The sequence below is a fragment of the Desulfovibrio psychrotolerans genome (genome assembly GCF_013340305.1).
Lineage (GTDB): Bacteria > Desulfobacterota > Desulfovibrionia > Desulfovibrionales > Desulfovibrionaceae > Halodesulfovibrio > Halodesulfovibrio psychrotolerans.
Map to the genome: position 1 here is coordinate 105,031 of NZ_BLVP01000006.1, position 15,434 is coordinate 120,464.

The 15,434-nt window shown below is 60.0% G+C and carries 14 protein-coding genes; 3 read left to right on the forward strand and 11 right to left on the reverse strand.

Going from position 1 to position 15,434, the window contains the following annotated elements; all coding sequences use genetic code 11:
• The first annotated feature begins 24 nt into the window (after positions 1-24).
• Positions 25-783: a substrate-binding periplasmic protein gene (locus tag HUV26_RS05750; RefSeq protein ID WP_174409160.1), complete on the forward strand. Its 759-nt coding sequence runs from the start codon at positions 25-27 to the stop codon at positions 781-783.
• 20 nt (positions 784-803) lie between these two features.
• Here the strand turns inward: HUV26_RS05750 and HUV26_RS05755 are convergent, their stop codons facing one another.
• The 5 genes from HUV26_RS05755 to HUV26_RS05775 form a co-directional block, all read right to left on the reverse strand.
• Positions 804-2,681 carry a carbamoyltransferase family protein gene (locus tag HUV26_RS05755; protein WP_174409161.1) on the reverse strand — a complete coding sequence of 626 codons (1,878 nt, stop codon included), beginning with the start codon at positions 2,679-2,681 and terminating at the stop codon, positions 804-806.
• Between the two features lie 101 nt (positions 2,682-2,782).
• Positions 2,783-2,932, reverse strand: coding sequence for a DUF5989 family protein (locus tag HUV26_RS05760; RefSeq protein ID WP_174409162.1), 150 nt, complete (start codon positions 2,930-2,932; stop codon positions 2,783-2,785).
• Positions 2,933-2,976: 44 nt separating this feature from the next.
• The gene (locus HUV26_RS05765) at positions 2,977-3,390 is read right to left on the reverse strand and encodes an SxtJ family membrane protein (RefSeq protein WP_174409163.1); all 414 of its coding nucleotides are present in this window, start codon (positions 3,388-3,390) and stop codon (positions 2,977-2,979) included.
• 13 nt (positions 3,391-3,403) lie between these two features.
• Positions 3,404-4,585, reverse strand: a complete 1,182-nt coding sequence (locus HUV26_RS05770) for an SGNH/GDSL hydrolase family protein (RefSeq protein WP_174409164.1) — start codon at positions 4,583-4,585, stop codon at positions 3,404-3,406.
• Positions 4,586-4,947: 362 nt separating this feature from the next.
• On the reverse strand, positions 4,948-5,760 hold the full coding sequence (locus tag HUV26_RS05775) for a split-Soret cytochrome c (protein ID WP_174409165.1): 813 nt from the start codon (positions 5,758-5,760) through the stop codon (positions 4,948-4,950).
• 473 nt (positions 5,761-6,233) lie between these two features.
• On the opposite strand from HUV26_RS05775, the gene HUV26_RS05780 reads away from it, so the two are divergent.
• A complete protein-coding gene (locus HUV26_RS05780) occupies positions 6,234-7,580 on the forward strand; it encodes a glutamine synthetase family protein (RefSeq protein WP_174409166.1) in 1,347 nt (448 codons plus the stop codon).
• Between the two features lie 153 nt (positions 7,581-7,733).
• Here HUV26_RS05780 and HUV26_RS05785 read toward each other — a convergent pair whose 3' ends face one another.
• The gene (locus tag HUV26_RS05785; RefSeq protein WP_174409167.1) at positions 7,734-8,546 is read right to left on the reverse strand and encodes a hypothetical protein; all 813 of its coding nucleotides are present in this window, start codon (positions 8,544-8,546) and stop codon (positions 7,734-7,736) included.
• Between the two features lie 570 nt (positions 8,547-9,116).
• On the opposite strand from HUV26_RS05785, the gene HUV26_RS05790 reads away from it, so the two are divergent.
• The gene (locus tag HUV26_RS05790) at positions 9,117-11,300 is read left to right on the forward strand and encodes a glutamine synthetase III family protein (protein ID WP_174409168.1); all 2,184 of its coding nucleotides are present in this window, start codon (positions 9,117-9,119) and stop codon (positions 11,298-11,300) included.
• Positions 11,301-11,469: 169 nt separating this feature from the next.
• Here the strand turns inward: HUV26_RS05790 and HUV26_RS05795 are convergent, their stop codons facing one another.
• The 5 genes from HUV26_RS05795 to HUV26_RS05815 form a co-directional block, all read right to left on the reverse strand.
• Positions 11,470-12,096, reverse strand: coding sequence for a tetratricopeptide repeat protein (locus HUV26_RS05795; RefSeq protein ID WP_174409169.1), 627 nt, complete (start codon positions 12,094-12,096; stop codon positions 11,470-11,472).
• Entirely contained in the window at positions 12,086-12,475 is a 390-nt protein-coding gene (locus HUV26_RS05800; RefSeq protein WP_174409170.1) for a hypothetical protein, read from the reverse strand. Before HUV26_RS05800 ends, HUV26_RS05795 begins: the two co-directional genes overlap by 11 nt.
• Entirely contained in the window at positions 12,472-13,146 is a 675-nt protein-coding gene (locus HUV26_RS05805; RefSeq protein ID WP_174409171.1) for a YkgJ family cysteine cluster protein, read from the reverse strand. The genes HUV26_RS05800 and HUV26_RS05805 overlap by 4 nt, the downstream gene beginning before the upstream one ends.
• Positions 13,147-13,537: 391 nt before the next feature.
• Positions 13,538-13,726: a ferredoxin gene (locus HUV26_RS05810; RefSeq protein WP_174409172.1), complete on the reverse strand. Its 189-nt coding sequence runs from the start codon at positions 13,724-13,726 to the stop codon at positions 13,538-13,540.
• Between the two features lie 216 nt (positions 13,727-13,942).
• Complete coding sequence (locus HUV26_RS05815; protein WP_243451286.1) at positions 13,943-15,403, reverse strand: trypsin-like peptidase domain-containing protein; 1,461 nt, start codon at positions 15,401-15,403, stop codon at positions 13,943-13,945.
• Between the last annotated feature and the right edge of the window lie 31 nt (positions 15,404-15,434).

Consider the following 15,434-nt stretch of genomic DNA (forward strand, 5'->3'; position numbering starts at 1 on the left):
CAACCCGGCCTTTCAGAGAGGCATATGTCTCCACCGTTCCGTAACGCGGTCTTCGTCCTTGCTCTGCTTCTGCTGCTCCCTGCCGCCTCCCGCGCGGAGCAGCTGACGGTGGGCTATATTGAATACCCGCCCTACTATTTCACGCACGGCAACGGCACCCCGGGCGGGCTGCTCATGGATATCACCACGCAGATTCTGGACGATTCGGGCGTCAGCTACACGTACAAACCCCTCCCCTCCAAACGCATCCTCAGCTATCTTGAAGATGGCAGGCAGGACTTCGCATCAACAGGATGGTTCAAAACGCTCCAGCGGGAAAGCTTTGCCATATTCTCCCTGCCCATCTACCGGAACAAACCTGTGGGACTTGTCTCGCTGCGGGAAAAGGCGCACCACTTTGCGCGGTACGGAACACTCCGGGAAATCATGGAGAGCGGCCTGTTTACGGCCGGGCTTCTGTGCGGGCATTCTGAGGGAGAGTACATTGACGGCATCATGACCCGGCACGAAAACAGGGTCATGCAGATAACGGGCGAACAGGCAGTCCTCATGCGCATGCTGGCAGCCGGACGCTTCGACTTTGTCCTCCTGCCGCCGGAAGAGGTGCCCGGGCTTGCCCTTGCCGCCGGGGAAACACCGGAAGCATTCACGCTTACGGAACTGCCGGACATTCCCGCAGGCAACACGCGCCACATCATGTTTTCCCGGGCAGTCTCCCCGGATATGGTGGAACGCATCAACAACGCCATCCGCAGCCGTCAGGAAAGCATCCCGCTGCCCTAGCTGACCTAGCGTATCAGCCGCTAGTCCAGTTCAAACTCGTCGCGCCAGTCCGCCTGCTCGGTCCATGCGGGCTGCTGCTCCTTGCGGAACAGGCAGTCGCCCATGACCAGCACGTCCATCTCCGTGCGCATAAAGCAGGTGTAGGCATCCCGTGGCGTACACACTATAGGCTCACCGCGCACGTTAAAGCTGGTATTCACCACCAGCCCGCATCCCTGCTCACGGCGGAAGGTATCGATAAGCTGCCAGTAGCGCGGATTGGTGCGCCTGCTCACGGACTGGATACGGGCAGAATTGTCCACATGCGTCACGGCGGGAATATCGGACCGCTGTACATACAGCCTGTCATACATGGGCAGGCTGTCGTAGTTTTCCGGCAGGGGGTTGCAGCGCGCCTCTGCCACCTGCGCCACCAGCAGCATGTAGGGCGAGGGACGGTCCAGCTCAAAATACTCGGGAATGGCCTCTTCCAGCACGGAAGGCGCAAAAGGCCGGAACCCCTCGCGATACTTGATCTTCAGGTTCAGCTTCTTCTGCATCTCGGGGTGCCGTGGATCCCCCAGAATGGAACGGTTGCCCAGCGCACGCGGACCATATTCCATGCGCCCCTGAAACCACCCCACCACGTTGCCCTGCGCCAGCAGTGCCGCAACTTCGGAACACAGTTCCCCGGCATCGTCGTACTGGGTGCAGGGAGCGTCAAACCGCCCGGCCACCCGCAGCACGTCCCGGCGGGTGAATTCCGGCCCCAGATACGCCCCGCGCATGGCATCCGCCTCATCCCGCTCCAGCGGAACCCGCGCGTTGCCCTGCCAGATATGGTACGCGGCAAGGGCCGCACCCAGTGCGCCGCCGGCATCGCCCGCAGCAGGCTGAATCCATATGTCGCGGAACATGCCCTCGCGGAGCAGCTTGCCGTTGGCAACGCAGTTCAACGCCACCCCGCCTGCCATGCACAGGTTCTCGGCACCTGTCAGTTCCTTTGCCGTGCGGGCAAGACGGAACACGATCTCTTCCGTCACCTGCTGGATGGCAAGGGCCATATCCATGTATTCCTGTGAGATGGCCGATTCGGCAGGACGCGGCGGCAGGCCGAACAGCGCCTCCCAGCGCTCGTTGCGACACATGGTCAGGCCCGTGGCGTAGTTGAAATAATCCATGTTCAGCAGCAGCGAACCGTCTTCGCGCACGTCCGCCACCTCGTCCAGTATCTGCTTCTTCCAGCGGGCCACATGCTCGCTCTGCGGGTTGCCGTAGGGGGCAAGACCCATGAGCTTGTATTCGCCGCTGTTCACCTTAAAGCCGCAATACGCGGTAAAGGCGGAATAGAGCAGCCCCACCGAATGGGGAAAACGCAGCTCGCGCTGCACGGTGATATCCTTGCCGCACCCCGTGGATATGGTGGTGGTGGCCCACTCACCCACGCCGTCAATGGTCAGGATGGCGGCATGCTCAAAGGGCGAAGGATAGAAGGCACTGGCGGCGTGCGAAAGATGGTGTTCCGGGAAAAGCAGCCGGGGCTTGTTCCGCCCCTTGTACCTGCCCACCTTGTTCAGTTCTTCGGTGAGCATGCGCCGCATGAACAGCTTTTCCTTAATCCACACGGGAATGGCGGAAAGAAAGCTGGTCAGCCCCTGCGGCGCAAAGGCGTGGTAGGTTTCCAGCAGCCGTTCAAACTTCAGGTAGGGCTTGTCATAAAAGGCAATGGCGGAAAGATCACCAAGCTCTATGCCCGCCTCGCCCAGCACATACCGCACTGCCTGCGCAGGAAAATCCGGGTCATGCTTCCTGCGGGTAAAGCGTTCTTCCTGCGCGGCGGCAACCACCACGCCGTCACGCAGCAAGGCAGCGGCGGAATCGTGATAAAAGGCGGATATTCCCAGAATATACTCTGCCACGGGGTTCTCCCTGAAGGCTGTCGTTTCCTGCACGGATACAGGCCTGCCCGCTCCCGCCTCCCGTCCGGCGGGGGGCCGGAAAAGGCGGGCCGGTGCACCTGCTAAAACACGGTATAAATGAAAGGGGCTATGGCAGAGCCGCTGGTCAGCACAATAAGCACGCCGAACAGCAGAAGCACCGCAATGAGCGGCAGCAGCCAGAACTTTTTACGTTCCTTCATGAAGCCCCAGAGGTCAGTCAGAAAATCCATGTCGCATCCTTGCTGTGAGTATGGCGAACCGCGCAGGCGGGTCGCTAGAACGGCATCTCAATATCACGCGGCGTGTAGGTGTGGTCGCGCACCGCAAAGGCGGTTCCGGTATCCTTTTTCCACTGCCGCAGGGCCAGACTGTCTTTGCCCATGGCCCGCCGCAGCATGGCCACCGGCACCACCACGGCCACAAACACGAGGCTGAGCAGCACCTTGGACATAACCGTCCCCAGCAGGTGCGAAAACCCCAGCCACACCTTGGCCACGGGCGTAAAGGCCGGGGGCCACGTCATCGTCACCACCAGCAGCGCCGTTGCTGCGGCAAAGGCATACTGCCACAGGCCGAAAAGCCCCACAATCAGGCAGATGAGCACCATGGCCATGCCGGTGTCCTTGGCCTGCTCTTTGGTAATGCGCGCGGGAATGAATCCTGCGGCAACGGTGCGGTGTTCGGTCATGCGTTCCTCCGGTTCAGCGGGCCATATCGTTCAGCACGTCTGCCACCACGCGGGCGGCAACATCAACGCCGTTTCGGTTCCAGTGGGTATCGTCCGGCCACCAGAGCAACCGGCCCGATTCCGTCCACAGGGCTGCGGCGGCTTCACGCATGGGTTCGGTCAGGTTGTGGCAGGGAATACCCGCCGCGTCACAGGCGTTCTTCAGCAGCAGCCAGTCCGCTTCGGGCAGCGGTGCCGCCCCCATGAGCGGTGCATACACCCTGTACTTTGCGGGGATGAAAAACACCGCGTCCGCCAGCCCGGCTAGCGACTGCACCAGCGGCTCAAACCTTGGCCCGGCCTTGCTCTGCTCCCGTCTGGTCTCTTCCACATAGGGGCCGTAAAACGCCATCGGTTGCCCCTGCATGGGCATAACCCGCACGTGAGCCGCCTCTTCCGTATCCTTGAAGCGGGCCATCTGCAGACGGAAGAACTTGCCTATATCCGTGGCATGCATACGCCGCACATAGCGTTCCGGCAGACGGCGCACCTTGCCGTCATAGCGGGCAAAATCGTTGCCTTCAAACAAAAAAACCAGCACCGGGGCCTGATGATTGGCGGCATGGGCCTTGGCGCGGGCCACATAGTCCACCAGATCTCCCGGCGCGCCCATGGCGTAGCTCGGAATACCGTAGTCGCTGCGCAGCACGGCGGCAAGGGTGTCTTCCTGCGTGTTGCCGCTGCCTTGAATGAAGGAATCGCCTATGAGTATCACATCTTCACGGGCAAGGTCCGCATCGTTGCGGAACCCCAGCGCATCGGTGCGGAATAACACCTCGCGCGGCACGCGCGGCACAGCCGCATCCGCGCTCATGGCTCCCATGTCCCCGAAGGGCTGCACCATGGTCACACTGGCGTTAGGCACATGCCGCTGCCCGTCCAGACCTATGTCGTACGTCACCAGCATCTGGTCCGGGCGGTAACAGCTCTTGTCGTACAGGCCCAAACCGCTGATCATGCCCCACACCAGCAGGGTGGCGATAAAAAAGGAGCCAACCACGCTCACCGCCGCCCCCCGGCGCGGCACAAGGACCAGCAGCACAAAGCTGACGCCGAGCACGCCCGCCAGTTCCGGCAGACCGGCAAGACCGTACAGGGCCACCCCCTGTGAGAGCATAACCGCCGCCGCAAGCGCGACAAGAATTCGTCTTACCATCTCTGCTCCGCCCTTCCCCGCACTGTCTGCACACTGCCCGGGCAGCTTCTGCACTGCCTCAGCTCTTCATCTTCACTGCCTGCGCATGCCTCAGGCATCATTCAGGCTCCGCCGCCGCACCTGCAAAAAGCTGCTCCGCAAAGCGCCTGCGCACTGTCCTACCCTGCCGAGCATCCGCTCACGTTCTGTATATGGTTGGCGGTATCTCGTCAAACCTCCGCTTTCCGGTAACGGCAACGCCCCCGGAACGCTCAGAATAAAGCGTTCCGGGGGCTGTTTCATGGACGGCACTGCGTTTATGCAGCCCGTCTCCGGCCAAACGGCTGTTTAAAACGTTCCTGTGCGGGGACGCATGCAACCGGCTACGGATGGTTCTTGAACTTATCCATCACGTGCTTGGACCCGGAGTGACAGGGCGTACAGTCCTGAATGCCCTTGACTATGGGCGACTGCATGCCTTCATCATGGCACGAGCCACAGTAGGCTACGGATTCCGGTGTGGCAAAAGCGGCCTTGAAGCTGCCGTCAATCTTCGCGTTCATAATCTCGATAGCCTTGGCGGCAACGTCTGCGGTCAGGCGTCCGCAGCGTTCGGAGCGGGTCTTGGAGTTGGCATCAATCCCGGTTTCGAACGACCACTTGGAAACCGAAACATGGCACAGCACAGACCCGGCAACGCTGGTGGGCAGGGGCCCGACAACACGCCCGTCCGCACCGGGGTTATAGATGGGGAAGGCGGTCTTCTCATACCAGCGGAACAGTTCGGTCACCATGGCATCGCGCTCCTTGCGTCCCCAGAACAGCGCAAAGGCGGATGCAGCGCCCAGCAGGGCCCCGCAGATGGTGCCCCAGTCGGAGATGCCGCCCTTGCCCACTTCCAGCATATGGTGCGGAAACTGATTGTAGGGCGCGCCGTACTTTTCGCCCATCACACCTACAATACTGTAGAACGCGCCATAACCGCAGCCCAGCCCCTTGTTCCAGTACCCTTCATACGCCACAGGCGCACATTCCTTCGGGTCCAGCTTGTGCGGAGTCCACATCTCCACGGCGGGAAAACCGGACGCGGCATGGGCGGGCACGGGCGAAACACCGGGCACGGCGGAAACAAGGGCGCCACCCACAACGGCACCCCCGAGCGCGGTCAACATCTGACGGCGAGACATCTTGTTCATTGCTTCTTCCTCTCTCATGATATGATAATCTGCCGTGTGCGCTCGCTCAGCGCAGCCACACGATGTTCCGCCCATTACAAAGATCATGCCGAAGTCAGTGAACACTTATCGCCGCATAATATCAGGATTTTATTTACAAAAGAGTATCCGCGCCTGCATAGCGCACTTTTCTCCCCTGCTAACCATGCATTGCACAAACAGCATGCAACCTCTCGCCATCCTACATTTTTGTTGAAAAATGACACAATCTGACCTTGCAATGCCGATTGCAGGTGGTACAACAAAAAAGCCGCAGATGCGGCCCATGAAAATGCTGACACGGCGACGGCGCAGAGTCTTTTTCGACCCGCCCTTGCCTCTTTTCACAATATCGTGATAATTTGCCGATGACTGCCATAGACAGCGGTCCGGTGTCGCCACAGCGGTCAGCCCCAAGGAACCGCACGCAATATTCAAGCATGGAGGTACGGAGGATGAACAACTATCCGGTGTTCAACTGCAAAAACGGTGACGATGTCATCAAGGCTGTGAAGGAATACAATGTCAGCTTCGTCCAGTTCTGGTTCGTGGACATTCTGGGCACCCTGAAAAGCTTTCAGGTAACCCCCAGCGAACTGGAAGCCGCCTTCGAAGAGGGCATGGGTTTCGACGGCTCCTCCATTCTGGGCTTCACCCGCATTGAGGAATCGGACATGGTCGCCTTCCCGGACGCCACCACCTTCCAGATATGCGCATGGCGCCCGCTGGAACGCCCCGTGGCCCGCATGTTCTGCGACATAAAAAGCCCGGACGGCACCCCCTATGAGGGCGACCCCCGCTATATTCTGCGCAAGCATGTGGAACGCGCCGCCCAGAAGGGCTACACATATTATGTAGGTCCGGAACTGGAGTTCTTCCTTTTCGCCAGTTCCTCCTGCCCGCAGCCGCTTGATTCGGGCGGCTACTTCGACGCCCCCCCGCTCGACCTCGGCAACGACGTGCGCCGCGAAATCATCTTCGCGCTGGAACGCATGGGCATTCCCGTGGAATACTCGCACCACGAGGTGGCTCCCTCGCAGCACGAAATAGACCTGCGCTACAACGAAGCCCTGAAAATGGCCGACATCGCCATGACCTACAAGGTTGTGGTCAAGGAGATTGCCCGCAAGCACGGCTGCTACGCCAGCTTCATGCCCAAGCCCATATTCGGCGAAAACGGCTCAGGCATGCATGTGCACCAGTCGCTGTTTAAGAACGGCAAAAACGCCTTCTTCGATGCCAACGACCCGCACCACCTTTCCGGCGACGCCCGCGCCTACATCGCAGGTCTTCTGCGCCACGCCAAGGAATTCACCTGCATCACCAACCAGTGGGTAAACTCCTACAAGCGGCTTGTGCCGGGCTATGAGGCCCCGGTCTATATCGCGTGGGCACAGCGCAACCGCTCCGCCCTTATCCGGGTGCCCATGTACAAACCCGGCAAGGAAGCCGCCACCCGCATAGAGCTGCGCAGCCCCGACCCTGCCGCAAACCCCTATCTCGCCTTTGCCGTCATGCTCGGCGCAGGGCTGGAAGGCATAGAAAAGAGCTACGCACTGCCCGCCGCGGTAGAAGAAAACATCTTCGCCATGGAGAGCGAAAACCTTACCGCCAAGGGAATAGATTCCCTGCCCGGTTCACTGTACGAAGCCGCCATGCTTCTCAAAGGCTCTGCGCTCATGAAGACCATTCTCGGCGACCACCTGCACCGTAACGTTGTGGGCAACAAGCTCATAGAATGGGACGAATACCGCACCCATGTTTCGGAGTACGAGATCAAGCGCTATCTGCCCATCCTCTAATCTTGTAAACATGACGGGCCGCCGGAATTGCTCCGGCGGCCCGTCTTATTTGAAAGTACAACAAATTTAAGATTTTTGCTTGCGGCGCAAATCACCAGCAACGCTACATCGACCTTTCAGCAGCGACGCTACACAGACTTTTCCGCAGCGACGCTACACCGTCAGGTCCAGCAGCGTTCCCACCTTGGGGGCAAGAGCGGCCTCGCCCTGCGCCACATTCTGCGCCAGCAGGCCGGTGAACGAAAGCCCGGCATGCTCTTCGCCCAGCATCCCGTCCGCTTCGGAAAGCGCCGCCTTCAGCGCCTCAAGCGGGTTCTCCGTATCCGCCATGGCCGGCTCCAGCAGGGCCAGAATCCCGTCCGCCGTGTCCTGCCCGGCTTCCTTGGCAACCGTGGCAAGGGCGGTGGAAAAGGATTGCGATATCGAGGCCGTTCCCGGCGTAGCGGCAAAAAATCGCTCGCTCAGCCCGTTGTCGAAATAGGCATTCATCTGCTCGTTCAGGTCGCCGTTCAGCTCGGCCATAAAGGCATCGCCCTCGGCCATACCGAAATTGCGGTCAATAAACCGCACGCTGTCCAGCAATCCCTTGCCCAGCGAATCTTCGGTCACACCACCCTCGGCAATGCGGCTGTACATCATGCCCATCACCGCCGTGGCAGCTTCCTTCCCGTAGCGCTCCTGCACATGCTCCACCGTGCGCTGCAACGCCCCGGCAAGCCCCTGCTCGTCTTCCCCAAAGCCTGCAAGGGCCTCCGGGCCCTGCAAACGCTCAGTGTCTGGCGGCGTGATGCGCGAAACCACGTCCGCGGCAAACACCGCAGACACATCTTCGCCCTGCCGGGCAGCAACAGAAACGCGCCCGTTCCCCATCAGGGAACCGGAACCACCCGCAGCCCCGCGCGAAAGCCCGAACAGTTGCCCGAACCCATACGCATCTGCGCCATATCCAGCCTGAATGCCGTTCATCTGCTCATCTCCTTGCATGCCTGAGGCCATAACAACCCCGCACACCGCTGCCGCATCAACCTCTCTGCGGCAACTCCATCCCCCTTATCGGCATGCCGCCCCATTCCATTAGCCTTCCGTCGTGCAATTCACTTCTCCGGAGCTGCTGGAGTCATCGCATATGCCCCCCATCCTGCACTCTCCGGCCACGTTTTTCGTAGGCCGCACCCTGTGCCGCCTCTCCATATTACAAATTTGTCAGTACAAAAAGGCTCGCCCCATGCGCGCTTTATCCAATTTTTACAATTTTGGCACATACAGACAGGGGTCCACCTGCTGTTTTTTGCTTTTTTTGTAAATTTAAGCATTGAAAAACTGTGGCAATGGAGAATCAATGCTGCTAACGTGCCGACATACAAGCACTGGCACTGAACGTGCTATTCTTCAGAAACACGCCTGAACCGTTGGCGGCCACGCCGCAACCACCGGGCCGGAACTGATTTTTCATTGGCAGGGAGCCCGCCCAGGGCTGGTCATAGGAACAAAATCCCTTTCCGGGGAGTTAACAAACTTCTGCAAGGAGCTGTAAACATGAGCGGATCCCAGGCCCGGCTGAACGCCATCACCGCCGTCAACAACTTCAGGGCAACCGAAAAGCCCCTGAACTTCATGGAAGAAAAGCCCACCGACCTCTTTGGCTGCAACGTGTTCAGCGACAAGGTCATGAAGGAACGTCTGCCCAAGAACGTGTACAAAACCCTCAAGCGCACTATGGACAAAGGCGAGCAGATGGACCCCTCCATCGCAGAAACCGTTGCCAACGCCATGAAGGACTGGGCCGTATCCAAGGGTGCCACCCACTACACCCACGTTTTCTATCCCCTCACCGGCATGACCGCCGAAAAGCACGACGGCTTCCTCACCCCGGACGGCAAGGGCGGCGCCATTGCCGAATTTTCGGGCAAGCTGCTCATTCAGGGCGAGCCGGATGCCTCCAGCTTCCCCAGCGGCGGCCTGCGCAGCACCTTCGAAGCACGCGGCTACACCGCATGGGACGTGACCAACCCCGCCTACATCCGGGAAAACCCCAACGGCACCACCCTGTGCATTCCCACCGCTTTCGTCTCCTGGACCGGAGAGGCGCTGGACAAGAAAACCCCCCTGCTGCGTTCCCAGCAGGCCCTGAACACGCAGGCGCAGCGCGTGCTCAAGTTCTTCGGCAAGGCGTCCGATGAGCGTGTGCAGTCCTACGCAGGCCCCGAGCAGGAATACTTCCTCGTGGACCGCAACTTTGTGCTCAACCGTCCCGACCTGCAGCTTGCAGGCCGCACCCTCTTCGGCGCGCCTTCCGCCAAGGGTCAGGAGATGGAAGACCACTACTTCGGCGCCATTCCGCCGCGCGTGCTGTCCTTCATGATGGAAGTGGAGCGCGAACTGTACAAGCTGGGCGTGCCCGTAAAGACCCGCCACAACGAAGTGGCTCCCGGCCAGTTTGAAATCGCTCCCATCTACGAAAATTCCAACCTTGCCACCGACCACAACCAGATGGTGATGACCACCCTCAAGGAAGTGGCCCTGCGCTACGGCATGGTGTGCCTGCTGCACGAAAAGCCCTTTGCGGGCATTAACGGCTCCGGCAAGCATGTTAACTACTCCATCGGCAACGCCAGCCTGGGCAGCCTGTTCGATCCCGGCGACACCCCGCACGAGAACATGCAGTTCCTGGTGTTCTGCGCCGCCGCCATCCGCGCCGTGCACAAGTACGGCCCGCTGCTGCGTGCCACCGTTGCCTCCGCAAGCAACGACCATCGCCTCGGTGCCAACGAAGCTCCGCCCGCCATCATGTCGGTGTACCTCGGCGAGCAGCTGGCAGACATCTTCGAGCAGCTCAAGAAGGGCTGCGCCAAGTCCTGCAAGGTCAAGGACGAACTGCGCGTTGGCGTAGACACCCTGCCCCCCCTGCCCATGGACGCAGGCGACCGTAACCGCACCAGCCCCTTCGCCTTCACCGGCAACCGGTTCGAATTCCGCGCCGTGGGTTCCAACATGTCCATCGCCGGTCCGCAGGTTGCCCTTAACTCCATGATGGCAGAATCGCTGGACTACATCGCCACCGAGCTGGACAAGTGCGTAAAGGCCGACCTGTCCAACCTTAATGAGTGCGTCTCCAAGCTTCTGCAGGACATCGTGAAGAAGCACGAGGCCGTCATCTTCAACGGCGACGGTTACTCCGAGGCATGGCACAAGGAAGCCGTGGAAAAGCGCGGCCTCGCCAACATGCGCACCACCCCGGAAGCCCTGCCCGTGCTCACCAGCAAGGAAGTGGTGGACCTGTTCACCAAGTACAACGTGTTCTCCAAGCGCGAGCTGGAAAGCCGCCAGAGCATCTACCTTGAGCAGTACGTGAAGACCATCATGACCGAGGCCCAGCTGGTCATCAAAATGTCCCGCACCATGATCTTCCCCGGCGCGGTTCGCTACCAGAGCCAGCTTGCAGAAACCTGCGCCAACCTGCGCGCCATCGGCAAGGATTGCGTCATGGTCTCGCTGGACGACCTCACGGATAAGCTGCGCGGCATGCAGAAGGCTGCCAACGAACTGGAAGCCCTGCTCGGCCATTCTTCCGACGACGTTCTGGAAGAAGCCAAGTATATGTGCAACACCGTTCTTCCCAAGATGCTGGAAGTCCGCAGCTTTGCCGACGCGCTGGAAGGCGTGGTGGCAGACGACCTGTGGAACCTGCCCAGCTATCAGGAAATGCTGTTCATCAAGTAGACCCAACCACTCTGCTGCAACAACACCACCACAGGGGGCCCGCCGCAAGGCGGGCCTTTCTGCGTCTGCGCTCCGGGCACTGCACATCCCTTGGAATGACCGGATAAAAAAAAGCCGGCCGGATTGCTCCGACCGGCCTTGCCGTCTGTGTGAATATGCCTTTATGCGTCTACTGGCGGTAGGGGGCCAGTTCTTCAAGGAAATTGGGGTCCACGTCAAAGCCCAGTTCAATGGCCTTGTCCACGTTGCGGATGGCATCGGCATGGTCGCCGCGCTCCAGCGCCACAAGGGCCAGATTGTTATAGGCGGGCGCAAAGGAGGGATACTTGGCAATGGACTTCATGCTCACCTTCTCGCTTTCATCCAGCTCGCCCAGCATGTACAGGGCGCTGGCGTAGGTGGCCTGGGCCTGCACGAACTCAGGATCCCATTTCAGGGCCTTCTTGGCACATTTCAGGGCCTCTTCCGCTTCGCCGCGCTGCAGGTGCACAAAGGCCATGTTCGCCCACGGAACGGGGAACTTGGCGCGGCACTGGGCCGCTTCCTGATTGTAGCGCAGGCAGCCGTCCATGTCGCCGCGGTGCAGGCATATGCCGCCAAGCTGAACATAGGCTTCGGCAAAGCGGTTGGAATTGCGCAGAGTCTCCAGAAACGATGCCTCCGCGCCTTCAAAGTCGCGTTTGGAAAGCAGGGCTACACCAAGATTGTAATGATGGTTGGCGCATTCGGTGTTCTGCTCAATGGCGGCGCGCAGATCGGCAATGTATTCATCAATATCGTTGTAGCTAGCTTTCATAGTCAACATACCCCTCTTCAAGCAAAAGATTATAGTACCAGACGCAGAAGTCGAAGATACCCCGGAACTTCTCGTCTTTGTTTACCAGCCCGACAGCGGTTTCCAGCGCGCCGCGCCCGTAATCGTTACTGTATTCGCCTTTATGGTTCTGCAAAAATTCACGCACCAGCTGCTGCGTGGTGCGCTTGGAAATATCCATGCGCAGTTCCATAGGATCGTTGGGCTTCTGAAACGGATCCCACTTCTCGTAGCCTATGCGGTCAATAAACTTGCGCCGCCGGGGAGACATCTTCTCGTAAATGACGCGCTTCTGTTCCTCTTCCGCCGGTGTAAGGGGACGGTCGGAACCGTCTCGGTACATGGAAGCCGAAATGCTCATTTGCGTGATTCCTTCTTGGGAGTGGGAATACCCAGATACTGGGCATCATACACGGTAAGCAAAGCCATGGAGACAGGCACAAACACGCCGGAAAGTTCCTTGAACCGGGAGTTCACGCGGTCCGCAATCTCCTGACTGAGCGCGATGAGCCTGTCCTGAATCTTGTCCATATGCACGGTGGGATAGGCCACTCCCTTGGCAAAATTCGCCTTGCCGCAGGTGTGGGCCTTGCCCCCTATGGCTGTGGGAATGCCGTACAGGCGGCAGGTTATGGGACGGTGCGCATACATCTCGCACTGCTCATCCGTTCCCAGCAGCGGACAGCGCAGCCGCTGGCGCGCCATGTTCTCCAGAATGGTCCGGGTGTCCACCCCCGCCTGCGAGTCCTTATACGCCTGCCGCTTCAGCTTGTACGACCTGCGGTCCGCCTCGTTGGCACGGGTGACAATGGAAGACCGCACAGGGCCGTCCCCAAAATTTTCGCGGAAGCGGGCGTTCAGGTACATGGCTTCCACAAGGGTCAGGTCAAAGAGGGCGTGGCAACAGTCGCTGCATCCCTTTTCACAGGTTACGCATTCGGGATGCTGCGCGGCAACGCGGTCGAACAGAACGTCCACCTCGGCCACCAACGCCTCGTATCTGGAAAAAATATCGGAAAAATCCGGAATCATTCACACGCTCCTTGCCTGTCTATCCCCGCCCTGCACCTCGCCTGTTCCGCACCGTGGGCGGACAGACGGGCCGGTATCATCCTGCCCGGCACCCCCGTGAACAGGCGGGAAATTCCTTGGAAACATCGGCGGGCAGAGCCGCCCGCAGCCCAACGCCGTGCAAATGAATAGTGATGATTCTCCGCGCTGGCAAGGGGCAAACGCCATACGGGCCTGCAAACGCCGCCGTGCGGAGCGTGTTCCGGCGCATGAGCCTGCCGTGCGTCCCATGGGCCAGCCATGCGGCAGACATACGCCCGCCATGCGCCAGATAGCGAAAACGGACGACGGGAAAGGCTTTCCCGCCGTCCGGCTCAGAATCTTGTTCGTAACAGATGATTACGAAAGATGCTTACACTTCTTCGATGGTGATAGCGTCAGATTCGCACACTTCGATGCAGGATTCGCAGCCAAGGCACTCTTCTTCGTTCACGGGAACAGCCTTGCCTTCCTGCAGTTCATAAACTTCAACGGGGCATACGTCCACGCATTCGCCGTCGCCGGTACACTTGTCGCTGTCAACAGTTACGTTCCAACCCATGGTATTCCTCCAAGTTTATTGTGGCTCCGCACAGAAGCCTTCTAAATGTGTGTCCCGTCCGCCGGAGGATACCGGGATTCGGGGACATTAGACTCATCGATTTTGCAGATAGCTGCCAGCCAAGCGGGTGTCAAGACTTGAAGCGTATTATCAGCCATATTTACGGGCACTTTGGGGCACTTCGGCCGGGTTATTCAGCCAAGCTACTGCCATGTATCATATTCTCATCCGCACATAATACCCTCTGCCCTGCCGCGCCACCAGCATGAGCAGGGTGGAATCCATACGGTGCCTCGTAAAGGCGTACAGGTAATTCCCAAAGCTCTCCATGTGCAGCCCGCCTATCTTGACGATGATGTCGCCCTGCTGCAGGCCCAGTTGGGCTGCGGGGCCGCCCGCACGCACGGTGCGCACCATCAGGCCGGCAGGGTCTGCCTCCACGGAAAACCCCCATCGCTGCTCCGCAAGGCTCTTCGCCACGTCCGGGGCAAGTGCCTCCACACGCAGGTTCAGCCGCGCGGACTTGCCGTCCCGCAGCATTTCCAGCCGGACAAGCTCGCCCTGCGTATGGTTGCGCAGCAGTTGCAGGTAATGGTCCTTGTCCTCCACCTCCACGCCGTTCAGCGTCACAAACACATCACCGGGCCGCACGCCCGCCGCCTGCGCCGGAGTACGCGCATACACCTCCGTCACCAGCATGCCCTGCGGCGTCTTCATGCCCAGCCACGACGCCGTGCGCTGGTCCAGATTCTGCCCGGAAACCCCTATCCACACCGGAGAAACGCTGCCCGTATCCAGCAACTCCGCCACGGCACGACGCGCCTTGCTAATGGGAATGGCAAAGCCTATGCCCTCTGCCCGCTCGTAAATGGCCGTGTTTATGCCTATGAGTTCGCCTTCTATATTAATGAGCGGCCCGCCGCTGTTGCCGGGGTTGATGGCGGCATCGGTTTGTATGAAGTCGGTGAACACGCCCTGCTCCGTGCGGATGGAGCGGTTCAGCGCAGAAACCACGCCCGTGGTGACCGTATGGCCGAACCCGAAGGGGTTGCCTATGGCAATCACCGTCTCACCGGGCATAATGTCGCCGGAATCGCCCATGGGCGTTTCCGGCAGATTGTCAGCCCCTTTAAGCCGCAGCACGGCAAGGTCAAAATCCGGGTCAGACCCCACAAGCTCGGTTTCAAAGGAACGCCCGTCCTGCAAGAGCACCCGCACCGCAGTTGCGCCCTCTATGACATGGGCGTTGGTCAGCACAAGCTGCTTTGCGCTGTCGATGATAACCCCGGAGCCAAGGCTCTGCTGCACCTGCCTGCGCGGCCCGCCAAACCCCATGAACTCCCTCAGCAGCTCGTCCTGAAACAACCCGCCAAAGGGCTGCACGTTGCGCTCCACCACCCGCTGCGTGGTTATGTTCACCACGGCGGGAGCCACCTTGCGCACGGCCCGCACCACCGGTGTCACACGCGGGCTGTCTTCGGATATCCTGCCCGTCAGGTGGTCCGGGCGGTCAGCCTCACCCGCCTGTCCTGCTCCCTGCCCGTAAGGCATACCGGTTTTTGTGAACAATGCCTCGGCGGCAACCGCCGCCCCTGCATGCGGAAACAGCCCACCGGCAGGCATGGCACACAGGCCCAGCGCAAGCACACACAACATCAGCATACGGGCAATGAACATGGCTCGTCCTCCATACGCTCCGGCGCGGACA